This is a genomic window from Halopelagius inordinatus, assembly GCF_900113245.1.
GTDB classification, from domain to species: Archaea; Halobacteriota; Halobacteria; order Halobacteriales; family Haloferacaceae; genus Halopelagius; species Halopelagius inordinatus.
The window spans coordinates 767,953-790,175 of record NZ_FOOQ01000001.1 but is presented as its reverse complement, the minus strand read 5'-3'; the positions used below and the strand labels follow the sequence as shown (position 1 = coordinate 790,175).

Annotated in this window: 22 protein-coding genes; 13 read left to right on the top strand and 9 right to left on the bottom strand. The window is 65.6% G+C overall.

Annotation, left to right across the window (positions count from 1 at the left end; genetic code table 11):
- Positions 1–34: 34 nt before the first annotated feature.
- The 3 genes from acs to BM167_RS04185 all read right to left on the bottom strand — a co-directional run bounded on the left by acs (position 35) and on the right by BM167_RS04185 (position 5,092).
- Positions 35–2,014 carry an acetate--CoA ligase gene (acs, locus tag BM167_RS04195; protein ID WP_092889164.1) on the bottom strand — a complete coding sequence of 660 codons (1,980 nt, stop codon included), beginning with the start codon at positions 2,012–2,014 and terminating at the stop codon, positions 35–37.
- A 191-nt stretch (positions 2,015–2,205) separates the two neighbouring features.
- Positions 2,206–3,345, bottom strand: a complete 1,140-nt coding sequence (locus tag BM167_RS04190; protein WP_092889161.1) for an acyl-CoA dehydrogenase family protein — start codon at positions 3,343–3,345, stop codon at positions 2,206–2,208.
- Between the two features lie 46 nt (positions 3,346–3,391).
- Positions 3,392–5,092 carry an acyl-CoA mutase large subunit family protein gene (locus BM167_RS04185; protein WP_092889158.1) on the bottom strand — a complete coding sequence of 567 codons (1,701 nt, stop codon included), beginning with the start codon at positions 5,090–5,092 and terminating at the stop codon, positions 3,392–3,394.
- A gap of 111 nt (positions 5,093–5,203) precedes the next feature.
- Here BM167_RS04185 and BM167_RS04180 point away from each other — a divergent pair, with 111 nt between their 5' ends.
- From BM167_RS04180 to BM167_RS04165, 4 genes are read left to right on the top strand one after another with little or no spacing between them, the layout of a single operon-like run.
- On the top strand, positions 5,204–5,800 hold the full coding sequence (locus BM167_RS04180; protein WP_092889155.1) for a nitrous oxide reductase accessory protein NosL: 597 nt from the start codon (positions 5,204–5,206) through the stop codon (positions 5,798–5,800).
- A 2-nt stretch (positions 5,801–5,802) separates the two neighbouring features.
- Positions 5,803–7,743, top strand: coding sequence for a NosD domain-containing protein (locus BM167_RS04175; protein ID WP_092889152.1), 1,941 nt, complete (start codon positions 5,803–5,805; stop codon positions 7,741–7,743).
- Positions 7,740–8,495, top strand: coding sequence for an ABC transporter ATP-binding protein (locus BM167_RS04170; protein WP_245781302.1), 756 nt, complete (start codon positions 7,740–7,742; stop codon positions 8,493–8,495). The genes BM167_RS04175 and BM167_RS04170 overlap by 4 nt, the downstream gene beginning before the upstream one ends.
- On the top strand, positions 8,492–9,334 hold the full coding sequence (locus BM167_RS04165) for an ABC transporter permease subunit (protein WP_092889149.1): 843 nt from the start codon (positions 8,492–8,494) through the stop codon (positions 9,332–9,334). The genes BM167_RS04170 and BM167_RS04165 overlap by 4 nt, the downstream gene beginning before the upstream one ends.
- 20 nt (positions 9,335–9,354) lie before the next feature.
- On the opposite strand, the gene BM167_RS04160 is transcribed toward BM167_RS04165, so the two are convergent.
- Positions 9,355–9,993, bottom strand: a complete 639-nt coding sequence (locus tag BM167_RS04160; protein ID WP_092889147.1) for an FAD-dependent oxidoreductase — start codon at positions 9,991–9,993, stop codon at positions 9,355–9,357.
- 279 nt (positions 9,994–10,272) lie between these two features.
- On the opposite strand from BM167_RS04160, the gene BM167_RS04155 reads away from it, so the two are divergent.
- Together BM167_RS04155 and BM167_RS04150 are read left to right on the top strand one after the other, a co-directional pair.
- Positions 10,273–12,033: a 2-oxoacid:acceptor oxidoreductase subunit alpha gene (locus BM167_RS04155; protein ID WP_092889144.1), complete on the top strand. Its 1,761-nt coding sequence runs from the start codon at positions 10,273–10,275 to the stop codon at positions 12,031–12,033.
- The gene (locus BM167_RS04150) at positions 12,033–12,896 is read left to right on the top strand and encodes a 2-oxoacid:ferredoxin oxidoreductase subunit beta (protein ID WP_092889141.1); all 864 of its coding nucleotides are present in this window, start codon (positions 12,033–12,035) and stop codon (positions 12,894–12,896) included. Before BM167_RS04155 ends, BM167_RS04150 begins: the two co-directional genes overlap by 1 nt.
- 83 nt (positions 12,897–12,979) lie before the next feature.
- On the opposite strand, the gene BM167_RS04145 is transcribed toward BM167_RS04150, so the two are convergent.
- A complete protein-coding gene (locus BM167_RS04145) occupies positions 12,980–13,177 on the bottom strand; it encodes a hypothetical protein (protein WP_092889138.1) in 198 nt (65 codons plus the stop codon).
- A 127-nt stretch (positions 13,178–13,304) separates the two neighbouring features.
- Between BM167_RS04145 and BM167_RS04140 the strand changes: the two genes are divergently transcribed.
- From BM167_RS04140 to BM167_RS04130, 3 genes are all read left to right on the top strand, one after another.
- Positions 13,305–14,672 carry a geranylgeranyl reductase family protein gene (locus BM167_RS04140; protein WP_092889136.1) on the top strand — a complete coding sequence of 456 codons (1,368 nt, stop codon included), beginning with the start codon at positions 13,305–13,307 and terminating at the stop codon, positions 14,670–14,672.
- A gap of 130 nt (positions 14,673–14,802) precedes the next feature.
- Positions 14,803–15,585 (top strand): aldo/keto reductase, encoded by a 783-nt coding sequence (locus BM167_RS04135; RefSeq protein WP_177213308.1) that lies wholly within the window; start codon positions 14,803–14,805, stop codon positions 15,583–15,585.
- An 81-nt stretch (positions 15,586–15,666) separates the two neighbouring features.
- Positions 15,667–15,864, top strand: a complete 198-nt coding sequence (locus tag BM167_RS04130; protein WP_092889130.1) for a DUF7333 family protein — start codon at positions 15,667–15,669, stop codon at positions 15,862–15,864.
- 12 nt (positions 15,865–15,876) lie between these two features.
- Here BM167_RS04130 and BM167_RS04125 read toward each other — a convergent pair whose 3' ends face one another.
- Positions 15,877–16,986 carry a DUF373 family protein gene (locus BM167_RS04125; protein WP_092889126.1) on the bottom strand — a complete coding sequence of 370 codons (1,110 nt, stop codon included), beginning with the start codon at positions 16,984–16,986 and terminating at the stop codon, positions 15,877–15,879.
- 82 nt (positions 16,987–17,068) lie between these two features.
- On the opposite strand from BM167_RS04125, the gene BM167_RS04120 reads away from it, so the two are divergent.
- Positions 17,069–17,485, top strand: a complete 417-nt coding sequence (locus BM167_RS04120; RefSeq protein ID WP_092889123.1) for a RidA family protein — start codon at positions 17,069–17,071, stop codon at positions 17,483–17,485.
- Here BM167_RS04120 and sppA read toward each other — a convergent pair.
- Positions 17,482–18,489, bottom strand: coding sequence for a signal peptide peptidase SppA (gene sppA, locus BM167_RS04115; RefSeq protein WP_245781301.1), 1,008 nt, complete (start codon positions 18,487–18,489; stop codon positions 17,482–17,484). The two genes, BM167_RS04120 and sppA, sit on opposite strands and share 4 nt — an antisense overlap.
- Positions 18,490–18,572: 83 nt before the next feature.
- The gene (locus tag BM167_RS04110; RefSeq protein ID WP_092889120.1) at positions 18,573–19,496 is read right to left on the bottom strand and encodes a coiled-coil protein; all 924 of its coding nucleotides are present in this window, start codon (positions 19,494–19,496) and stop codon (positions 18,573–18,575) included.
- A 353-nt stretch (positions 19,497–19,849) separates the two neighbouring features.
- On the opposite strand from BM167_RS04110, the gene BM167_RS04105 reads away from it, so the two are divergent.
- The 3 genes from BM167_RS04105 (at position 19,850) to BM167_RS04095 (ending at position 21,708) form a co-directional block, all read left to right on the top strand.
- Positions 19,850–20,287, top strand: coding sequence for a DUF371 domain-containing protein (locus tag BM167_RS04105; RefSeq protein WP_092889117.1), 438 nt, complete (start codon positions 19,850–19,852; stop codon positions 20,285–20,287).
- 68 nt (positions 20,288–20,355) lie between these two features.
- A complete protein-coding gene (locus BM167_RS04100; protein ID WP_092889114.1) occupies positions 20,356–21,162 on the top strand; it encodes an endonuclease III domain-containing protein in 807 nt (268 codons plus the stop codon).
- Between the two features lie 225 nt (positions 21,163–21,387).
- Positions 21,388–21,708: a HalOD1 output domain-containing protein gene (locus BM167_RS04095; protein ID WP_092889109.1), complete on the top strand. Its 321-nt coding sequence runs from the start codon at positions 21,388–21,390 to the stop codon at positions 21,706–21,708.
- Between the two features lie 16 nt (positions 21,709–21,724).
- On the opposite strand, the gene BM167_RS04090 is transcribed toward BM167_RS04095, so the two are convergent.
- The gene (locus BM167_RS04090) at positions 21,725–22,195 is read right to left on the bottom strand and encodes a DUF7332 family protein (RefSeq protein WP_092889106.1); all 471 of its coding nucleotides are present in this window, start codon (positions 22,193–22,195) and stop codon (positions 21,725–21,727) included.
- Positions 22,196–22,223 lie beyond the last annotated feature (28 nt).

The window sequence follows — 22,223 nt, the reverse complement described above, 5'->3', positions numbered from 1 at the left end:
AAACGGCTATACCGTCGATTTCGCCGAGTGGCGCTCAGTCGCCCTGCACCTTCGATTGGATGTCGGTGACGATTTCGGGGTTCCGAAGCGTCGTGGTGTCGCCGAGTTCCTCCTCGTTTGCTATCTCTTCGAGCAGGCGGCGCATTATCTTGCCCGACCGAGTCTTCGGCAGTTCGGGCGTGAACACGACCTGTTCGGGTCGGGCGATGGGGCCGATGGCGTCCTCGACGCCCTCGATGATGCGCCCGCGCATCTCCTCGCCGCCGTCGTAGCCGTCTTCGAGGATGACGTAGGCGTACACTGCCTCGCCTTTCACCTCGTGGTCGCCGCCGACGACTGCCGCCTCCGCGACGCCCTCGACGCCGACGATGGCGGACTCTATCTCCATCGTCCCCAGGCGGTGCCCCGAGACGTTGAGCACGTCGTCGACGCGCCCGAGGACGGTGATGTAGCCGTCGTCGTCTATCTTCGCGCCGTCCTCGGGGAAGTACACCCACTCGTCGGCGTCGGGGTCCGAGTACTCCTCCCAGTACTCGGAGACGAACCGCTCGTCGTTGTTGTACAGCGTCCGGAGCATGCCGGGCCACGGCTTGTTCACCGTGAGGTAGCCCGCCCGCCCCGCCTCGACTTCCTCGCCTTCGGTATCGACGATTCGCGCGTCGATACCCGGAAGCGGCGGCCCGGCGGACCCGGGTTTCATGTTGCCCACGCCGGGCAGCGTCGTCACCATCATCCCGCCCGTCTCCGTCTGCCACCACGTGTCCACGACGGGGCAGTCCTCGCCGCCGATGTGCTTGTAGTACCACTTCCACGCGCGCGGGTTGATGGGTTCGCCCACCGTCCCGAGCAAACGAAGCGACGACAGGTCGCGGCGTTCGGGGAACTCCGTGCCCCACTTCATGAACGCGCGGATGGCCGTCGGCGCGGTGTAGAAGATGTCAACGGCGTACTTCTCGACGATGTCCCAGAGGCGGTCACGCTCGGGGTAGTCGGGCGTCCCCTCGTACATGACGGTGGTCGTTCCGAGCGCGAGGGGTCCGTAGACGATGTAGGAGTGGCCGGTGATCCAGCCGATGTCCGCAGAGCACCAGTAGGTGTCTTCGGGTTCGATGTCGAGGACGGCGTGAGAGGTCCACGCCGTGTACGCGAGGTAGCCGCCGGTGGTGTGTTTGACGCCTTTCGGCTCTCCGGTCGTCCCGGAGGTGTACATGAGAAACAGCATGTCCTCGGCGTCGCGTTCGACCGGGTCGACGCGCTCTCCGCGCTGTTCGTCGACGAGTTCGTCCCAGTCGTGTTGGTTGCCCCGCAGGTCGTGACCGAAACTGTCGTCGCCGAGACGGTCCACGACCACGGTGGCTTCGACGCCGTGGTCGACGTCGTCGAGTCCCTCGTTCGCCTTCTCTAAGTGGTCGAGAGCGTCGCCGCGGCGGTAGTAGCCGTTGCAGGTGACGAGATACTCGGAGTCCGCGGAGTTCATCCGCGTGGCGAGTGCCTCCGCGGAGAACCCCGCGAAGACGACGGAGTGGGGAGCGCCGATGCGGGCGCACGCCAGCATCGCGATGGGAAGTTCCGGCACCATCGGCATGTAGAGGGTGACGACGTCGTCTTCCTCGACGCCCATCTCTCGAAGCGCCGCCGCGAACTCGTTGACCTCGCGGTAGAGGTCCTGATACGTGTACGTCCGCGTCTCGCCGTGTTCTCCCTCCCACTTGATGGCGACGCGGTTCTTGTCGCCGTTCTCGACGTGACGGTCCACGCAGTTGTACGACGCGTTGAGCGTTCCGTCGGAGAACCACTCGTAGAACGGTTCGTTCGAGTCGTCGAGAACTGTCTCGTACTCCTCGTCCCAATCGAGCAGGTCGGCGGCCCGTTCCCAACAGTCGGGCCAGTTCTCCTCGAACTCGTCGTAGATACCCGGGTCCGAGACGTTCGCCTGTTCGACGAACTCGTCAGAGGGCTCGAATTCTTCCTGTTCAACTAGCCGTGCCTCGAGTTCACCGTCACCGTCTGACATAGGTCATGGTTATAGTCCGAATCCTGCATGATAAATCTATGCCAATCCGCAGCGGCTGATACCCGTCCCGTCTGCGAATTTTGCCGCGGGCGATACGCGGAATCGATGGTCGTCTCGCGTCGATACGTTCTCAGACGGCAGTCGCGCCCGCCTCGAACGACGACCGACGAGGAGCGCGAATGCTCGGCGTCTCAGCTATCGAAGACGGCGTCCGCGAGCGTGTTCTTGTGCGTCTCGTTGGGGCCGCCCGCGATGGTGAGCAAGCGCGCGTCCCGGAGGTAGCGTTCGACGTCTCTCTCCGTCGTGTAGCCGACGCCGCCGTGCAGTTGCACCGCGTCGTTGGCGTTGTCCACCGCGGCCTGCGTCGCGCGTATCTTGGCCATGCTCGTCTCGCGCCGCACGTCCGCGCCCGCCTCCGCCCTGTCGGCTCTGTCCGCGGCCCGAAGCGTCAGCAAGCGGGCGGTGTCCACGCGTTCTGCCATCTTCGCCACCTCCCAGCGGACGCCCTGAAAGTCGCTTATCGTCCCGCCGTACTGCTCTCTGTCCCGGGTGTACTCGACCGTGTCTTCGAGTGCGGCCCGCGCGATGCCGACGCCGCGGGCGGGGACGTTGACGCCCGTGTGGACGGTGCCGCGTTGGACGTACGCCTCGCCCGCCTCGCCGACCAACCGGTCGTCGCCGACGCGGACGTCCGAGAGCGTCACGCGCGGCGACTTGACGCTCTTTGCGCCCAGCGTCTCCCACACCGTCTCCACCTCGAACTCCGCCGCGGGGACGAGAAACGCGCTGACGTTGTGCGGGGCGTCCTCGTCGGGTCCGGTTTTGGCGTACGTCAACACCACGTCCGCGTCGAGGAAGTTCGTCACCCACTGTTTGTGGCCGTTCAGCACCCACTCGCTTCCGTCCCTCCGCGCGCGCGTCTCCATCTGGAGTTTGTTGCTCCCCGCGTTCGCTTCGCTGAGGCCCAACGCGCCGACGGTGTCGTACGTCGCCATCTCCGGGAGGTACGTGTCTCTCTGTTCGTCGGTGCCGAACCGTTCGACGACGGTGGCGACGCCCAGATGCAACGCGAGGGAACTGGCGACGGACATGAGCGCCGCCGACAGTTCCTCGACGACGAGAGCCAACTCGACCAATCCTTCGCCGCGTCCGCCGTACTCCTCGGGGAGGGTGAGTCCGGCGTACCGCCGTTCGCCGAGTTTCGCGAGTATCTCTTCGGGGTACGTTTCGCTTCGGTCTAACTCCCTCGCGCGCGGTTCGATTTCCTCGCGTGCGAACTTCCGCGCCTCCTCGCGGAGACTGCGTTGGGCCTCCGTGAGTTCGAAATGCATGCCCGCAATACAGACGGACCGGTCAAAACGGTTCGCGTGCCCCCGGTCAGACGACGCCGACTTCCTCGCGGTACGTCCCCCACTCCGCCTCGAAGACGTCCATAATCTCGCCCATCGTGGCGTACGTCTTGACCGCCTCGACGAGTGCGGGCATCACGTTCTCGCCGTTTTCGACCGCTTCGCGGACGCGTTCGAGCGATTCTGTCACCGCCTCGTCGTCGCGTTCGTCTTTGACCGACTCCAGTCGGGCGAGTTGCCGGTCCTGCGTCGCCTCGTCGACGTGGAGCAGGTCCGGCTTGGTGTCCTCGTCCATCGCGTACTTGTTGACGCCGACGACGACTTCCTCGCCCTCCTCGACGCGTTCTTGGTACTCGTAGGACGAGCCCTGTATCTCGCGGTGGAAGTAACCCTCGTCGATGCCCGCGAGGATGCCGTCACGGATCGACCCCTCGCCCATCTCCCGCAGTTCCTCGATGTACGCCATCGCCTCCGCTTCTACCTCGTCGGTCAGCGATTCGACGAAGAAACTGCCGCCGAGAGGGTCGACGACGTCCGCCGCGCCGGACTCCTCTGCGATGATCTGTTGGGTGCGGAGGGCGACGCGGACGGCCTCCTCGCCGGGAAGCGCAAAGGCCTCGTCGTAGCTGTTCGTGTGGAGACTCTGCGTCCCGCCGAGGACGCCCGCGAGAGCCTGAATCGTCACTCGGACGATGTTGTTCAGCGGTTGTTGGGCGGTCAGCGACTGCCCGGCGGTCTGGGTGTGGAACTTCAGTTTGGTCGACGCCTCCGCTTCGGCCTCGTACCAGTCTTTCATCACGCGCGCGTAGATTCGTCGCGCCGCGCGGAACTTCGCCACCTCCTCGAAGATGGAGTTGTGGGAGTTGAAGAAAAACGACAACAGGGGGGCGACTTCGTCTACGTCCATCCCGCGTTCGACGGCGTCTTCGACGTACGCGAACCCGTCGGCGAGGGTGAAGGCCAGTTCCTGCACCGCCGTCGAACCCGCCTCGCGGATGTGGTAGCCCGACACGGAGATCGGGTGGAACTTCGGCGTCTCCTCGGCGCAAAACTCCACCGTGTCGGTGACGAGTTTCAGCGAGGGGTTCGGCGGGACGACCCACTCTTTCTGCGCGATGAACTCCTTGAGCATGTCGTTTTGGAGGGTTCCCCGAATCTCCTCGCGCGGGACGTCCTGTTGGTCCGCGATTGCGACGTACATCGCGTAGACGACGGGCGCGGAGGGGTTGATGGTAAAGGAGGTAGACACCTCGCCGACGTCGATGCCGTCGAACAGAATCTCCATGTCACGCAGGGTATCGACGGCGACGCCCTCCTTTCCGACTTCCCCGTCCGAAAGCGGGTCGTCCGAGTCTTTCCCCATGAGAGAGGGCATGTCGAACGCCGTCGATAGCCCCGTCTGCCCCTGTTCTGTCAGGTAGTGGAATCGCTCGTTCGTCTCCTCTGCGGTGCCGAATCCGGCGAACTGCCGCATCGTCCACGTCCGGCCCCGGTACATCGTCGGATAGACGCCGCGCGTGTACGGGTACTCGCCGGGGAACCCCAAATCGTCCTCGTAGTCGATGTCCGCCACGTCTCCGGGCGTGTACAGGTCGTCGACTTCGAGGTTCGAGACGGTCGCAAAGCGGTCTTTCCGTTCGCCGTGCCGTTCGCGGACGGGGTCTCGCGTCTCCGCCTCCCACTCGGCGCGGGCCTCGCGTATCGTCGCGAGGTCGTCCTCGTCGTACATGCCGAGAGTTTTACTGGGCTAATGATTAAGGATTCTGGTGGTCACCGGGGACGAACGGCGATTCGTCGGCCGAACCACGCTCTATTTGGCGCTGAGGGGGTAACTCTCGGTATGGACAGTAGCTTCCGCGAGTCGTCCCGGGTAGGATGCCGCCGCCGCCGGTTTCTCGCCGCGGGAGTGACTTTCGCGACTGCCGCACTCGGAGGCTGTCTCGGGTCCGGGGGGGATTCTGAGTCGTCGGCCCCGGCGGCGGTCACCGTGCCGGAAGGGGCCACCTGCGACGTCTGCGGGATGAACATCCGGCAGAACCCCGGACCGAACGCCGAGATATTCTACGGGGACCACAGCCCCGAGGGCCACGACAACCCCGCGCGGTTCTGTAGCACGTGGGAGGCGTACCAGTACGACTTCGACCGCGAATCCGACGGATGGGAGGACGTCGCGTTCTTCGTCACGGACTACTCGGCCGTCGAGTACGAGGTCACGGAGGACGGCGGCGACCAGGTCCTCTCCTCGCACCCGGACGCGGAGGCGTTCGTCGCCGCGAGCGAGGTGACCTACGTCGTGGGCTCCGACGCCGTCGGTTCGATGGGGAGAGACCTCGTCGCGTTCTCCGAGGCGGGGGACGCGGAGTCGTTCCAGTCCGAGTACGGCGGTGACCTCGCCACGCACGACGAGGTGACGCCGGAGGTAATCGGAACGCTCTGACCATGGCTCTGTTGTCACCGGGCGGTACGCGCTGGCTCGCGGTCGTTCTGGTCGGGGTGCTCGCCGTACTGAGCCTCTCGTTCGTCTTGACGCCCGCGAGCGGTGAACGTCTCCAACCGGCGGCGTTCGACGACACCGTCACGGTGGGCGGGACGGGCATCGACATCCGGCGGTCCGAAGAAGAGGGGTTCGTCGTCCCGAAGGCGCAGGTGTACTTCTCGAACTACCGCTACGTGGTCGGGTACTACGGCGTCTCGGCGGCCGCCTCGGAACTGTCGGACTCCTCGACGACGAGGCAGTTCGGAACTCCGCTCGCGGTGTTCGTCTCGGACTTCTCGCGGGTCGAACCGTCCCTCACCGCCGAGGGGTTCGTCGTTCCGGAGCAGAACCGCGCGGTCGGGTGGGTCACCGCCGAAGACGCCCACTTCGTCGTCGGGAGCGAAGCGCGAGTTCCGTCCGGCCCCGTCGTCCTCGGATTCTCCGACCGCGAGGACGCAGACCGGTTTGCCGCGGCCCACGGCGGGCGCGTCGTCGATTGGGAGGGGGTCCAGAGAACGGCGGCCGACCCCCTCGACGAACGCCTCGAAGCGTTCCGAAACGACGAGGCGGCCCGCGACCGCTTCGCGAACCGAACCGTCGCGGCCGCCGAACCGCTGTTCGACCGCCCGCGGAGCGTCGTCGTCGGAGACGACGCGCCCACCGTCGCCGCCGCCGTTGCCGACGCGCCGCCCGACACCACGGTGTATCTCCCGCCCGGAACCTACAGAACGGACGGACTCGTCGTCAACCGGTCGATTACCCTCGCGGGTGCGGGCGAGGAGACGGTGCTCCGCGGCGACGGTAACGGAAGCGTCGTCCACGCCAAAGCCGACCGGGTCGGTGTCGCGAACCTGCGAATCGACGGCGTCGGCACCGTCGGGAGTCGCGGCCCGGACCGACGCGACGTAACCACGGACTGGGACACGAGCGTCCAACTCGCGTACGGGTACGGCGACGCCGGAATCGTCCTCGACGGGTCGAACGGGTCCGCCGTCTCCGGCGCCCGCATCGAGACGAACGCCTCCGGCATCCTCGTCCGCGGAAGCGACCGCACCGTCGTCGAGGGTGTGACCGTCGACGGCGCGCCGACGCCCGAAGAGGGGTTCATGGGCGCTATCCTCATCGACGGTCGCAGCGTCGTCGAGAACTCGACGTTCCGCGGCGGCCGAGACGGCGTCTACACCCACCGCGCCGACGGGAGCGTCGTTCGCCGCAACCGCATGGTCGGCGGTCGGTACGGCGTCCACGAGATGTACACCTCGAACACGCTCGTCGCGGACAACACCGTCCGCGACGCGCAGTCGGGCGTAATCGTGATGACGCGACCCGTCGGAAACATCGTCGTGGGCAACGACGTCCGAGACAGCACCTACGGCGTCGTTCCGGCCGGCGGCGAGTCGCTGTACGCGGACAACGTCGTCGTGAACAACGGCTACGGGCTACAGGTCGCCGGGGACCGAAACGCCTTCGTCGGGAACGTCGTCGTCGGGAACCGCGTCGGCGTGCGCGGAAACGAGATACTCCCGACGAACTGGGCGATACGAAACGACGTGGTGGACAACGACCGCCGCGTCGAGGTGACACTCGGACCGACGCGGACGTGGACGCACGGCGGCGTCGGCAACCACTGGGGCGAACTGCCGCTGACCGACGCCGACTCCGACGGCGTCTACGACCGAACGTACCGCCCGTCGGGGGCCGTAGACGGCCGACTCGGCGAGACGCCGGGCGCGACAACGCTCGCGCGGTCGCCGGCGGCGACGACGCTCCGCGGCGTCCAAGACGTGGTCTCGGGACTCCGCCAGTCGGGCGTCGTGGACTCGGCGCCCCGGACGTCCCCGTTCCGTCCGGCGGCGGTCGAACGGGCGCGCGCGAACGCGACTGACGGGGGCGAGACGGCGTGACCGACGACGCACCGGCCGCGGTCACGGTGTCCGACCTGCGGCAGTCGTTCGGCGACGTGACCGTCCTCGACGGCGTCTCGATGTCGGTCGCGCCCGGGGACGTCGTCGCCATCGTCGGCCCGAACGGGTCGGGGAAATCGACGCTTCTCGAACTGCTCGTGGGCGTTCGCGCCGCCGGCGGCGGAAGCGTCGAACTCGGCGGGGGCGAGGGGGACCGGCGCGTGGGCTATCTCCCCCAGCGACCGGCGTTCCGCGAGGGGTTCACCGCCCGCGACACGCTCGATTTCTACGCGCGGTTCCTCGCGGAGGCGGACGTGCCGGGAACGCTCGAACGCGTCGGCCTGAGCGGCGTCTCGGACCGGACCGTCGGTTCGCTCTCGGGCGGCATGACGCGACTGCTGGGACTCGGCCAAGCGATTCTCGGGAGTCCCGACGTACTCGTCCTCGACGAACCGGGGAGCGGACTCGACCCCGCGATGGTTGAACGACTGTTCGCCGTGGTCGGCGAGTTGGCCGCGGACGGAACGGCCGTCGTCGTCGCGTCGCACAACCTCGCGGCCGTCGAGATGCACGCGGACACCGTCGCCCTCCTCGACCGGGGTCGCTTCGCCGCCGTCGGCCCGCCGGCGGACCTCCTCTCGGAGACGGGGACCGAGACGCTGGTCGGGGCGTTTCTCGCCATCGTCGAGGGAGGCGAGGGCGGGTCGACCGTCCGCGCGAGTGCGGGAGACGGGGAGGCGACGGAGCGATGACCGTCGGCGAGACGGTCGGGGACCTGTTCGTCGTCGCCACCCGAGAACTACGGACCGTCGCGCGGACGCCCGCGCTCCTCGGCATCTCCGTCGTCTTTCTCGCGAGCGTCGTCGGCGTCGCGTGGGGCGGGACGGGCGGCGGCGGCGGGTTCGTCCCCCTCACGCTCGACCTGCTGACGTTCACCGAGGTTCTCGTCCCGGTCTTGGCTGTCGCGTTCGGCTACCGGAGCATCCTCGACGACCGCCTCACGGGCGAACTCGACATGCTCCGAACGTTCGACGTCGGACGAGTCGCGTACGTCGGGGGCGTCTACCTCGGCCGCGGGATGGCGCTCGTCGCTCTCGTCGTCGCGTCGCTACTCGTCGCCGGACTGCTCGTTCCGGTGTTGACCGCCGACCAGCCGACGTTCCTCGCGACGAACGAGGCGGCCGACTCCCTGCTTCGGTTCGTCCGGTTCGTCGCTCTCGCGGCGGCGTTCTCGCTCGTGATGCTCGCGGTGACGGTTGCGGTATCGGCGGCCGCGAGAACGCTGCGAACCGCGTTCGTGCTCGTCACGGCTCTCGTTGCGGTGTTCGTACTCGGTGCGGACACCGCGCTCTTGGCCGGACTCGCGGCGGGCGTCGTCTCGCCGGAGGGACTGTCGGGACTGCTCGCGTTCGGGCCGAACAGCGCGTTTCGCGGCCTCGTCCTCTCCTCGGCCGTCGGCGTCGTCGGTGGTGCCGGGGTCAACGCCGGGTCGCCGTTCGTGAACGCCCTCGGACTGTTCGCGTGGTGGGCGGTCGGTCTGGGCGTCGCAGTCTGGCGCGTCTGGCCGAACGTGGAACGCGGGGCGCAGTAGCCCGGAAAACGGCCCTCGGTTCAGCCGAAGTTCTCGACTTTCGCGGCGTCGGCGTCGCCGCCCGCGGCGTCGACGGCGTCAGTCGCCTCCGCGACGAAATCAGCGAACCCGTAGACGAACACCTGTTCGCCTTCTTTCGTCGTCACCGCGTCCGAGACGGCGTCCTCTATGTCGCCGTCGGTGACGACGACGGACGCGCCCGACTCGCGGAGGGCGTCTAACCTCTCCTCGTGGGCGGGTGCGTCGGACTGGTAGACGACCGCCACCTCGTTTCCGTCTCGGGCGGCCGCCTCGCCGATTCCCACCGCGGGGCCGATTCCCGGACCCCCCGCGAGGACGACGACGCGCGACTCGCCCTCGTAGTAGTCGCTTCCGAACGGGCCGGTCACGTCGAGTTCGTCGCCCGCAGAGAGGTCTACCAGATGCCGACTGAACGGCCCGGCCTCCTCGGGGTCGACGCCGACAGTCACCTCGAACGTCCCTTCGACGCCCGGCGAGGAGAGCGTGTAGAACCGAGAGTACGACTCGCCGTCGACGGTGCCGGTGAGTTTCACGAACTGACCGGGTTCGGCCTCGAACCCGTCCGGCGTCTCGAACTCGATGGCAACCGTGTCCGGTCCGACTTCTCGAACGGCCGCGACGGCGACAGTTGCGTCCATGGCCGACGGTTCGAGGGCCCGAATAAAGGGCCTTGCTCTCCGGGACGGCGGCCGCCCGCCGGGACCGGTTTCTGTCACCGTAATATCTCCGCCCGCCGGGCGAAGCGACGGTGGACATTCGGTCGTTTCTCCGCCGTATTTCGGGGTTATTACTACTGATTGGACCAATATTACCCACCCTTACTCCGTGTACGTTCATATTTACCCGAATCTAATCCGTCACCGTTTTCAATGGCTTTCAGAAGGCTTTTCAGCACTCCATGGCAACTCGCTACCCACATGCCTGCGGACTTCAACTGGGCCATCGGCGGGGAAGCCGGCGATGGCATCGATTCGACGGGGAAGATATTCGCTCAGGCACTCTCTCGGGCTGGACGGCACGTGTTCACTTCGAAGGACTTCGCGTCCCGTATCCGCGGCGGATACACGGCGTACAAGGTCCGCACGTCGGTCGACCCGGTGCAGAGCGTCGTCGACCGACTCGACGTGCTCATCGCGCTGACGCCTCGGACTATCGAGGAGAATCTCGAAGAACTCCACGAAGGTTCCGTCATCATCTACGATGGCGAGCGGACCACGATGGAGAACATCGAGATACCCGAGGGGATGATTGGGCTGGACGTTCCCCTCAAGCGCCTCGCGGAGGAGGCCGGCGGAGCCATCATGCGAAACGTCGTCGCACTCGGCGCCGCCTGCGAAGTATCGAACTTCCCTATCGAGAACCTCGACAGCGCACTCGAGAAGCGCTTCGGCTCGAAGGGACAGTCTCTCGTCGACAACAACAAAGAGGCCGCACGGAGCGGTCAAGACTACGTCGAGGAGAACTACGATCACGAGTTCGACTACGACTTAGACACGACAGAGGAGGACTACGTTCTCCTGAACGGCGACCAAGCCATCGGGATGGGCGCAATCGCCGCCGGGTGTAAGTTCTACGCCGGATACCCCATCACGCCCGCGACGGACGTGATGGAGTATCTCAAGGGCCGCATCGAGCAGTTCGGCGGCCACGTCCTCCAAGCCGAAGACGAGCTCTCCGCCATCAACGTCGCACTCGGCGCGGCGCGCGCCGGTGCGCGTTCGATGACGGCGACGTCCGGTCCGGGTATCGACCTGATGACCGAGACGTTCGGACTCGTCGCCACCTCGGAGACGCCCCTCGTCATCGCCGACGTGATGCGGTCGGGCCCCTCGACGGGGATGCCGACGAAACAAGAACAGGGCGACCTGAACATGCTCCTGCACGGCGGTCACGGCGAGATTCCGCGTTTCGTCTTGGCTCCGACGACCATCGCCGAGTGCTTCTGGAAGACCGTCGAGGCGTTCAACCTCGCCGAGAAGTACCAGACGCCGGTCTACCTCACGTCCGACCTCGCGATGGCCGTCACCGAACAGACGTTCTCGCCCGAGATGTTCGACATGGACGAGGTCGAAATCGACCGCGGGAAAGTCGTCGACGACGACACCATCGGCGAGTGGCAAAACGAGAAAGGGCAGTTCCAACCGCACGCGCTGACCGACGACGGCGTCTCGCCGCGCGCGTTCCCCGGTACGGAGGGCGGCGCACACATGTCGACCGGTCTCGAACACGACGAACTCGGCCGCCGTACCGAGGACACCGACATGCGCGTACAGCAGGTTGACAAGCGCCAACAGAAGGTCCAGACGGCGCGAGACGACGAAGACTGGAGTCCGCGCGAGTTCGGGAACGAGGACGCCGACAACCTCGTCGTCTCGTGGGGGTCGAACGAGGGCGCGATGCGCGAAGCCATCGAGTTCCTCGAAGACGACGGCATCGACGTGCGGTTCCTCTCGGTTCCGTACATCTTCCCGCGTCCGGACCTCACGGAGGATATCGAAGCCGCAGACGACGTCATCGTCGTCGAGTGTAACGCGACCGGTCAGTTCGCCGACGTCGTAGAGCACGACACACTTACACGCGTCAAGCGACTCAACAAGTACAACGGTGTCCGGTTCAACGCGGACGAACTCGCGGCGGACATCAAAGAACTCCTCGCAGAGGAGGCTACGGCACAATAATGAGCTCCGAAATCCGCTTTACCGACTTCAAGTCCGACAAACAGCCCACGTGGTGCCCCGGTTGCGGGGACTTCGGCACGATGAACGGGATGATGAAGGCCCTCGCGAACACGGGGAACGACCCCGACAACACCTTCGTCGTCGCCGGTATCGGCTGTTCCGGAAAGATTGGTACGTACATGCACTCGTACGCCCTCCACGGCGTTCACGGGCGCGCACTCCCCGTCGGCACGGGCGTCAAACTCGCCAACCCGAACCTCGAAGTGATGGTCGCGGGCGGCGACGGTGACGGCTACTCCATCGGTGCCGGTCACTTCGTCCACGCCGTGCGGCGGAACGTCGACATGACGTACGTCGTCATGGACAACCGCATCTACGGCCTGACGAAGGGGCAGGCCTCGCCCACGTCGCGCGAGGACTTCGAGACGTCCACGACGCCGGAGGGTCCCCAGCAACCGCCGGTGAACCCCCTCGCACTCGCACTCGCGGCGGGCGGGACGTTCATCGCGCAGTCGTTCTCCACCGACGCACAGCGCCACGCCGAAATCGTCCAGAAAGCCATCGAACACGACGGGTTCGGCTTCGTCAACGTGTTCAGCCCGTGCGTCACGTTCAACGACGTGGACACGTACGACTACTTCCGCGACAACCTCGTCGACCTCGCCGAAGAGGACCACGACCCCTCGGACTACGACTCGGCGAAAGACAAGATTCTCGACGCCGGAAAGGAGTACCAAGGCGTCATCTGGCAAGACGACGAGTCGGTGCCGTACGACCAGAAACACGACCTCGACTCGGACATGTCCGAAATCGACGAGGGCGCGCCCGACGGCGCGATGGACCTCGTCCGCGAGTTCTACTGAGTCGGCTCCGAACCGGCCGTCGGATTTCACTTTTCGCGCCGTCCGTCTCCGAGACGCCGAGAGAAGAGAGCCTCGGTCGCCGGTCAGGCGTCGTCGGCTTCGACCCGTTCGACGGACAATCGGTACCGCGCGCCGCAGTCGAGACACCGAGAGGTGTCGGATTCGATGAGTTCGGTGACGACGACTTCCCCGAACTCACAGCGCGGACAGTCGTAGACGAGGGTGTCCCCGGCGATGCGATGGGCGAACGCGTTCGTGTTCTCCGCGGAGAGTTCTGGCATATTTTGCCACCAGTAGGATGCCAACGTCTACCACACTAAATCTGACGGCAGGCGGGTGGCCGTCGGTTCGCGACGCCGGGGTACGGATACGGTTTATTTTTATGACGGGCGACGAAATTCGTAGAACATGTCTGCGGAAGCCTACGATATCGTCGTCGTCGGAGGAGGAACGGCGGGAGCCTTCGCCGCGGCGACCGGGGCGTCGGAAGGCCTCGACGTCGCTCTCCTCGAGCGGAAATCGGAGAGCGAGGCCGGTCACATCGCCTGTGGGGACGCCATCAAGGGAAAAAAGACGTTCCCAGACGTTCTCGATCTCGATTACCTCCGTGAGGAATCGTTCACCAACCAACGGATCAGTCGCGCCGTCTTCGAGAACCCGCGCGGCGAGACGCTCGACATCCCGTTCAAGAGCACGGGCGCGGTCATCGACCGAAAGCGCTACGGCGAGGTGATCTTAGAGGAGGCCGACCGACTCGGCGCGGAACTGCAGTTCGATACGGTGGTCCAAGACGTGATGCAGGACGACGACGGCACCGTCACCGGCGTCCGCGCCAAGCGCGACGGGAACGTGCTCGAATACGAAGCGCAGGTCACCATCGACGGCGCGGGCGCGTTGTCGCTCCTGCAGGACAAGACGGATTTCTCCGGGACGCACTTCGATACGAACGTCTCGTACTCGCAGTTCTGCTCTGCCTACCGGGAGGTTATCGACGTCTCGGAACCCGTCGACTACGACGACGCCATCGTGTTCAAACCGACAGAGGAGTTGGGCTATCTCTGGTACTTCCCTCGGTCCGCCACGGAGATAAACGCCGGACTCGGCTTCCAGATGACAGAAGAGCCGATGGAACTGATCGAGGTGCTGAAACGCGACTTGCGGAACCGCCCGGAGTTCGCGAACGCGACGGTGAAAGACAAACTCGGTGCCGCCCTGCCGACGCGCCGACCCTACGACTCGGCGGTCGCAGACGGCTTCATCGCCGCCGGAGACTCTGCAGGCCACGTCAATCCGACCACCGGCGGCGGCATCCCCGGCGCGGCCAGGTCCGCCCACTGGGCGGCCAAGCGCGCCGCGAAAGCCATCTCCGAGGGCGACGTGAGCGAGGCGAACCTCTGGGAGTACAACCGCGACGTGATGACCGACTTCGGCAAGCGGTTCGCCGCGGTCGACCTCTACAACATCTGGGGCACCGCCCACGAGGTCAACGACCTCGTCGATATCGTCTCGTCGCTCCCGGGTCAGCAACTCGTCGACGCCCTCAGCAGCGGTTCCTCCGAGATGAGCCTGAAACTGAAACTGGAGACGCTCGTGAAGACGTTCGGCCACTGGCGCGCGCTCTCTGGTCTCTACAAGGTGAGTCGAAAGGCCTCGGAGATTACGACGCAGTACAACGCCTACCCCTCGTCGCCGCGCGGATTCGAGGCGTGGCAGGACGCGCGCGACGGCGTGATGGAAGACCTCTACGAGATAACCGGCGCGGACCCGAAGTACTGACGACAACTGTTCGCACGCTTTCCGGCACGTTACCTCCCTTTCACAACGTCTTTCCCGCAGTCGCCCGTTGTTCGGGCAACGTATGTCCCACCAGTCACTCGACAGCGACGACGTCCCCGTGACGAACGGCATGCCGGTGCTCGGACTTGGCACGTGGCAGAACGACGACCCCGACGCCTGCGCCAACGCGGTGGAGACGGCGCTGAACGCCGGATACCGTCACATCGACACGGCCCAAGCGTACGGCAACGAAGACGCCGTCGGCCGGGGCATAGAGAACGCGGACGTGGACCGAGAGGACGTCTTTCTCGCGACCAAGGTGTGGATAGACAACCTCGCGCACGACGACGTCCTCTCGTCGACCGAAGAGAGCCTCGACAAACTCGGCGTCGACTACGTGGACCTGCTCTACGTCCACTGGCCGTCCCGCGAGTACGACCCCGAAGAGACGTTCCGCGCGTTCGACGAACTCGTAGACGACGGAAAAGTAGAGCGCGTCGGAATCAGCAACTTCGAACCCGAACAGGTCGACGAAGCCGTCGAGACGGCCGACTCGCCCATCTTCGCGAACCAGATAGAGCTGCATCCCCTCCTCCCGCAGGAGGAACTCAGAGACCACTGCGCCGACGCGGACATCGAAATCGTCGCGTACTCTCCGCTCGCGCGCGGCGAGGTGTTCGACGTGCCCGAACTCTCAGACGTCGCGGAGAAACACGACGCCAGCGAGGCGCAAGTGTCGCTCGCGTGGCTTCGCGAGAAGGGCGTCACCGCCATCCCGAAGGCGACGAGCGAAGACCACATCCTCGACAACTGGGAGTCTCTCGGCGTCGAACTCGACGACGAGGACGTCGAGAAGATAGACGCCATCGACCGGACCGACCGCCGCGTCGACCCCGACTTCGCGCCCTGGTAAGGGACTCGTCTCTTTTTTGCCCGGCCGGGCGGCGGCCGTCGGGACAAGCGATTAGTGTTGACGGACCGAATAGTACTCCGTATGGAGTTCGACCTAATGCGAACGTCGGCGCTGTTTCTCGTACTCGTCGCGGTGGGAGTCGCCGCACTCATCGCGATGGGCGTGATGGCCACGAGTACGGTTCTGATGATGGTCGCCCCGGCGATGCTTCTGTTCGGGGCGGTCTGTCTCGGACTCGGTATCAAACACGGCGAGTACCGCACCGGAGGGACGCGCTGACGAGAGGACCGCTCACTGCTCTACCGCGTCCTCGACCGTCTCGTCGCTCATGCTCGCGGCGATTCGGACGCCGACGACGCTTACGACGATACCGCCGACGATGAAAAGCGCGAGTCGCTGTCTGGCCGAGAGCGCGACGTCGAAGAACACGGCGTTCGTGAGCACGCCCTCGCGGTGGAGGAACCACCCGGAGAAGCCGCGGACGACGAGTCCGAGGGCGACGACGCCGAACGGGAGGTTCAGATACGGCGTCCGAACGCCGTCGGAGCCGATGAGTTCGTCGATGAGGCGGCCCGCACTCGCGGTCAACGCGGCGAGCGCCAGCCACGGAACCGCGTTATAGACGAACTGCATGGCGGGCAGCACCACCGTCTCGGAACCGGTCGGCGTCGTCACGGAGAGCGCACCGAGGAAGATACCGACGAGCGACAGTCCGCCCGCGGCGGCGTACGTGACGACGGACACCTGTCCGGAGTACAGCGCGTCGCGGACCCTATCTGGGGCGTCCGCGATGAACTGGTCTATCGCGAACCCCTTGTACAGAAGCGCCGCCCCGAGAACCGACGCCAGACCCGCGAGGGCGACGGCGGGCGAAAACTGCGTGAGGAGAAGCGGCATCAAAAGAAGCGTCGCTCCGAGAGGGACGAGCACCGTCGTCCGGAGTTCCTCGTCGGCGAGAAACTGCTTGAGGAGGTAGTACGTCGATTCGATGTCGTGGGCCTGCCGGACGACCACTCGGTCCACGGAGTCGATGCGGAGGCGGCTCTCTATCACCGGCACCACCCGTTCGTCGGCGGCGCTGTCGATGACGACGACGGTGGATTCCGGGTCGTACTCCGCTACGAGTCGGTCCAGTTGCGCGGCCAAAGAGAGGTCGGCGCCTACGAGCGAGTCGCTTCCGCCGGAGACGACGGCGACGACGGCGTCCTCGTCTTCGTCCCGCAGGTCCCTGACGACGCGGAGCGATTCGAGGAGGCAGTTGACACTCGAATCTTCCGGGTCCGCGAGGCCCACCTCCGTGACGAGCGATTGGACGGCTTCCCACCCGACCACGGGCGTCCGGAGCCCCGCCTTCCGCCCGATGTCGTTCGACCGGTCGACACAGAGGACGAGCGTGGTCACAACCGTGCGAACGACTCACTTAGTTAAAACGCTCCCGGTCGATGGAGCGAACCGTTATCGGACGGGGAGTCGTCGGTCCGCTATGCGACGAGAGGCAGTCTCCACCGGAACCGAGTGGGAACCGAGAGTCGGCTACTCCCGCGCCGTCCGGACGGGCGAGACGATTCGCGTCTCCGGCACCACGGCCACCGACGAGGACGGCGACGTGGTCGGAGTCGGCGACCCGGCCGCACAGACCGACCGAGCGCTCTCGAACGTCGTGTCCGCCGTCGAAGAACTCGGCGGCCGCGTCGAAGACGTCGTCAGAACCCGGATGTACGTCGTCGATGCGGACGACTGGGAGGCCGTCGGCGACGTCCACGGGTCGTTCTTCCGCGACGTTCCCGTCCGACCCGCCTCGACGATGGTCGAAGTGAGTCGACTGATCGACCCGGAACTGCTGGTCGAGATAGAGGCCGAAGCGGTCGTCGAACCGGGCGGAGAAGAAGAGAGCGGTTAGAACCGGAACCGGAAGTCCGCGGCGTCGGCGTCGAACGCGGACGCGACGCCCGCGCCGAACGCGTAGGCCGCGTGCGCCGCGCCGCCGCGGAGGCGGGAGGCGACGCCTCGTCGGGGCGTGAACTCGCGGACGCCCACGTCGTCGACGCCGAGAAGGGTCGCGACGCGGTCCTCCACGTCGTCTCGCGTTCCCAAGTGGTCCACCAACCCGAGTTCGAAGGCGTCCTCGCCGAGATAGACGCGCGCCTCGGTGTCTCGCACCGTCTCGGGGTCCATCTCTCGGCCCGCCGCGACGCGTTCGACGAAGTCCTCGTAGTAGTCGTCGACGATGCCTTGGAGGTAGTCGCGTTCGTCCTCGGAGACGTCTTTCAGCGCCGTCCCGGCGTCTTTGTACTTGCCTGCGGCGAATCGCTCGTAGGAGACGCCGAGTCGCTCTGCGAGTTCCGAGACGTTCACCGAAGAGCCGATGACGCCGATGCTCCCGACGACGCTCACGTCGTGCGCCCAGAGTTCGTCACAGCCGGTGGCGATCCAGTAGCCGCCGCTCGCACAGACGTCGGTGGCGTACGCCACGGTTGGGCCGTCGAACTCCTCGACCGCCCGCCGTATCTCCTCGCTCGGCAGAATCTCGCCGCCCGGCGTGTTCAGTTTCACCAACAAGGCGTCCGCGCCGCCGTCGTCGTCCGCCGCGCGTATCCGGTCTACGATGTCGTCCGCCGGCGTGCCGACGCTTCCGCCGGGCACGGGGCCGGGTCCGCCGTCGCGGGTTATCGGGCCTTCGACCGCCACTTCCGCGACGTCGTAGTCGGGGTAGGCCCTGTCTGCGAGTCGCCCGCCGACGCGGAGACCCGCACCGAGGACGCAGACGGCGAGAATCACGCCGAGAAGGTCCGCCACGTCGGCGGGTCTGAGGACGAAGAGATACCAACCGACTGCGGTAAAGACCACCGCGACGGAGAGAACGACGACTGTGCGCCCGACGGAGGTCAATCGACTGCCCGTCACGCGATATCACCCGATAGCATACTGATGCGTCTCTCGGGCGCGGTGAAAAACGTATCCGAAACAGCGAGAACGGTCCGGTCGGCTTAGAGCAGCCCCGTCTTCTGGAGCTTCATCAGGTCCTCGGTGTCGAGGGTTTCGCCTTCCTTGAACTTCTGGTAGATCTCTTCGGCCTCTTCTTTGGCGGCTTCGCGCTCCTCTGCGCGTTCGGCGTCGCGTTCCTGCTCTTCCTGCTTGTCGAGTTCGCGGAGACGCTTTTGCACGCGGACGAAGTCCTCGTGGTGCCGGTCTGCGGCCTCCTGCGCTTCGACGAACAGTTCGTGCATCGCGTCGGCCTTGTCACGGATGTCGTCGGCCTCTCGGTAGGCCTCGATCATCTGGTTGTGATGTTCTTGAGCCTTGTCGGCGAGCTCTGTCACCTTCTGGTGGTGCTGAGACGCCTCCGAACGGACCTCCTCGGCCTCTTCGACGAGTTCGTCGAGTTCGCCCGTGTCCTCGACCTTGTCTTTCTTTTGACGGAGTTCCTCGCGCTTGTCCTCGATCTTCTCGATGAGTTCGCGCTCGTCTTCCGTCGAGAGAACTTCGGTCTGTTGTCGGAACTCGAGTTGCTCGATCTCTTCTTTGAGCTCGTCGATGTCTTTGCCGTCGTCGAGCTCTAAGTCCTGCTTCATCTCTTCGACCTGGTCGAAGAGTTCGTTGGCATCCGCGTTGAGCTCGTTTCGGCTCTTCTTGTGCTCCTGAACCTGCTCGTTGAGCGAGTCCCGCTCTTCGCGGTGTTCTTGTGCCTCGTCGACCTTCTCGCGAGTCATCGCGTTGAGGTCGTCGCGCTTGGACGCGCGCTCGGAGGCCATCTGGTTCAGGTCGTTACGACGATCGCGGAGCTGCCCCGCGAGTTTGATGAGCTCGCCTTTCGAACCGTCTTCGAGCTTGTCATCTGTGAGTTCGACGTTTTGGGATTCGTCGAGCTCTTGTACGTCGTATTCTTGGAGAACGTCTTGCTTTGTCACCATGCGTAATCAAACCTCGATACCATCACCGCTCCGGACAAGGCGGCCGCTCCTTGTGATGCTGCCGACCGTGGATAAGAATTCCCGATCATTCTACGTGCGGTTCCGCCGGAACGCCGGAGGCGCTCTGGTACTCTTCTATTGTTTCCATCCACATATAAATCCATCGGTGGTCCAGGCCGTGGAAAGCGGTATCACGGCCCTCGAATACGCCGTGTTACGAGCTATCAAGGGTCGGTGGTGGGTATATAAACCGCGGCGCGGGACGAGGCCCGACGTGTCGGACGAGTGGAAACGGAATCAGACCGCCGTGGAGAATCGTGTGCGCTTTACCGCGGCGACGGCGACGGAGAGGCATGACCGACCGACGCGAAGTCGTCCGCGCGCGCGGACACGAGAACGTCACCGCCGAACACGCGAGCACGTTCGAGGTGACGTCGGACGATTGGCTCACGCCCGCGGGAGACTGTATTTTGGCCGTCGAGGCCGACCGGGTCCCCGCGGACTTCGACGAAGCGTTCGTCGAAGCGTGCCGCGACCGCGAAGCAACGATCACGGCGGAGGTAGCGGTCGAAACCGACGACGGAGACGTGTTCACGCAGACCGTTTCGGGGCGCGGCCACCCCGAGTTGACGTTCGAGGGCGACCGGAGCCACGTGGGCCGAACGAGCGAGTACGTCGACGACCGAACCGTTCTCGTCGGTGCCGGCGGCGCCGCCGCGGACTTCGACCGGGAACTCGTCGCGGCCCTCGCAGAGGGGGCGGCGGTGACGCTGACGCTCACCGTGGAGTGACGCGCGCGAGGAGCGAACGGGGCCGAGAGACCAGACCGCTTTTCGCCGTCGGAGCCGAACTCGCTTCCATGTCGGAGGAACCCGCAGAGAACATAAGCGGCGGCGAAGACGGGTCCGGCGCCGCCGCGATGTTCGAAGAGCGTCCCGCCGAGACGCGCGCCGAGGCCGTCGTCGACGAGTTAGGCCGACAGTACTGGCAGAAGGCCTACGGCGGACGGGACGCCTTCGAGTGCCTCGTCCGGACGATTCTCAGCCAGAACACGAGCGACAAGGCGAGTCAACCGGCCCACGACGAACTGATGGCTCGGTACGGCGGCGAGGGCGATCTCGCAGAGACGCTGGCCGAAGCGGACCGAGCGGAACTCGCAGAGACGATATCGGGCGCGGGCCTCTACAACCAGAAGTCGAAGATGATACGCGGCGCGGCCCGGGAAGTCGTCGCCGAGTTCGGGGACTCGACGGGGTTCGACGCGTACGTGCGAGACGAACCGCCCGCCGTCGTCCGCGACCGATTGCTGGAGATACACGGCGTCGGTCCGAAGACGGCCGACTGCGTTCTCCTCTTTGCGGGCGGCCGAGGCGGCGTCTTCCCCGTCGACACGCACGTCCACCGAATCGCCCGCCGGTTGGGCGTCGCGCCGCCGGACGCGGACCACGAAGGCGTGAGAGAAGCGCTCGAACGCGACGTTCCGGGCGAGAAGTGCGGCTTCGGACACACCGCGATGATACAGTTCGGCCGGGAGTACTGCACCGCGCGCAAGCCCGCCTGTCTCGACGGACTCGACGCCTGTCCGCTGTCCGACCGCTGTGACCGCGTGGGCGTGTCGCCGGAGACGGGCGACGTCGTCGACCCGTCCGAGGCGACGGCCGAGTGACGCCGCCGAGAGAGCCGGTAGTGACCGCCTTCTTCCGCTAATCGGGTCCTACGGCGTCGCCGCGCGCGATAACTTGGGGTTTAACCGTCGGGGCGCGCTGACAGTAGCACATTTGTTCATATTAACGGTCCTCGTACTTTATGAGGGAACCGAGAGTAGAGATTCGCTGAGATATGGTGTTCGCAGACAGGAGTTGTAACCGGCCACGTTTCCGAGGGGGAGACGATGAGTGACGACGGAGTCGGCGGCAGGGGCCCGACAGCGTCGGCCGAGGAGTACCACGCGATGCACGACTGGTCGAGCGACGAACCGCTGAGTTTCAGCGTCGTCAGAGCGGTGTCGAGACTCGCGGAGAAGGAACCGGAGGCGTTGCCGCCGTTGTACGACGTCGTCGACCCGGACTCGCTCGATACGCTGTTCACCGACAGGACGAACCGAAACGGCAGTCTCTCGTTTTTGCTCGACGGTCACGAGGTGACCGTCTACGCGGACGGCGGCATCGTCGTCGAACGCGCCGACGCGAACTACCCGTCGGGGCCGGCCTGAGATGGGTCGCCCGGCGTCAACACGCCCTCGTCTCGACGCCGGAAACCGGTGACCCGTCGGACTCGTACGACGACCGGTCCTCACCGAGCGAAGAGAACATCGGCAACTCGAACGAGTAGTCGAACACGACGGCGAAGGCGTCGAACGGGTTCGAGAGGAACGCCCCCGCGTCGCCGACGCCGTCGAAGACGACGCCGGTCCGAAGCGAGAGTATCGTCTGGTTCAGTGCGGTGCCGCGCGCTTCGATGCCGAGGGCTCCTTCGCCGCCGAGATTAGAGAAAAGCGACGTGTGAATCGTCATCTCGATACCGGGTCCCTCGGTTCCGACGCCGAGTTCGTGCCCGCCGGGCGGAAAGCAGCGCTCTCCGTCCGCGTCGGCGGTCGAATCCGGGTCGGCCGACTGGGCGGCGACGGGGCCGACGGCCGACGCTCCCACGACAGAAAGCAGCACGAACACGGTGACGATAGTCCGAAGCCAGCGTCGCATACAGGGCGGTTCTCGGGAAGGATGTTAA

Bases quoted from the DNA above. Each gene is read 5' to 3' on its own strand.
- BM167_RS04110 (WP_092889120.1), bottom strand. From the start codon at position 19,496: ATGGTGACAAAGCAAGACGTTCTCCAAGAATACGACGTACAAGAGCTC.
- BM167_RS04120 (WP_092889123.1), top strand. From the start codon at position 17,069: ATGCGACGAGAGGCAGTCTCCACCGGAACCGAGTGGGAACCGAGAGTC.
- BM167_RS04155 (WP_092889144.1), top strand. From the start codon at position 10,273: ATGCCTGCGGACTTCAACTGGGCCATCGGCGGGGAAGCCGGCGATGGC.
- BM167_RS04160 (WP_092889147.1), bottom strand. From the start codon at position 9,993: ATGGACGCAACTGTCGCCGTCGCGGCCGTTCGAGAAGTCGGACCGGAC.
- BM167_RS04175 (WP_092889152.1), top strand. From the start codon at position 5,803: ATGGCTCTGTTGTCACCGGGCGGTACGCGCTGGCTCGCGGTCGTTCTG.
- BM167_RS04145 (WP_092889138.1), bottom strand. From the start codon at position 13,177: ATGCCAGAACTCTCCGCGGAGAACACGAACGCGTTCGCCCATCGCATC.
- BM167_RS04130 (WP_092889130.1), top strand. From the start codon at position 15,667: ATGGAGTTCGACCTAATGCGAACGTCGGCGCTGTTTCTCGTACTCGTC.
- BM167_RS04090 (WP_092889106.1), bottom strand. From the start codon at position 22,195: ATGCGACGCTGGCTTCGGACTATCGTCACCGTGTTCGTGCTGCTTTCT.
- BM167_RS04165 (WP_092889149.1), top strand. From the start codon at position 8,492: ATGACCGTCGGCGAGACGGTCGGGGACCTGTTCGTCGTCGCCACCCGA.
- BM167_RS04105 (WP_092889117.1), top strand. From the start codon at position 19,850: ATGACCGACCGACGCGAAGTCGTCCGCGCGCGCGGACACGAGAACGTC.
- BM167_RS04185 (WP_092889158.1), bottom strand. From the start codon at position 5,092: ATGTACGACGAGGACGACCTCGCGACGATACGCGAGGCCCGCGCCGAG.
- BM167_RS04190 (WP_092889161.1), bottom strand. From the start codon at position 3,345: ATGCATTTCGAACTCACGGAGGCCCAACGCAGTCTCCGCGAGGAGGCG.
- BM167_RS04140 (WP_092889136.1), top strand. From the start codon at position 13,305: ATGTCTGCGGAAGCCTACGATATCGTCGTCGTCGGAGGAGGAACGGCG.
- acs (WP_092889164.1), bottom strand. From the start codon at position 2,014: ATGTCAGACGGTGACGGTGAACTCGAGGCACGGCTAGTTGAACAGGAA.
- BM167_RS04095 (WP_092889109.1), top strand. From the start codon at position 21,388: ATGAGTGACGACGGAGTCGGCGGCAGGGGCCCGACAGCGTCGGCCGAG.
- BM167_RS04100 (WP_092889114.1), top strand. From the start codon at position 20,356: ATGTCGGAGGAACCCGCAGAGAACATAAGCGGCGGCGAAGACGGGTCC.
- BM167_RS04180 (WP_092889155.1), top strand. From the start codon at position 5,204: ATGGACAGTAGCTTCCGCGAGTCGTCCCGGGTAGGATGCCGCCGCCGC.
- BM167_RS04150 (WP_092889141.1), top strand. From the start codon at position 12,033: ATGAGCTCCGAAATCCGCTTTACCGACTTCAAGTCCGACAAACAGCCC.
- BM167_RS04135 (WP_177213308.1), top strand. From the start codon at position 14,803: ATGCCGGTGCTCGGACTTGGCACGTGGCAGAACGACGACCCCGACGCC.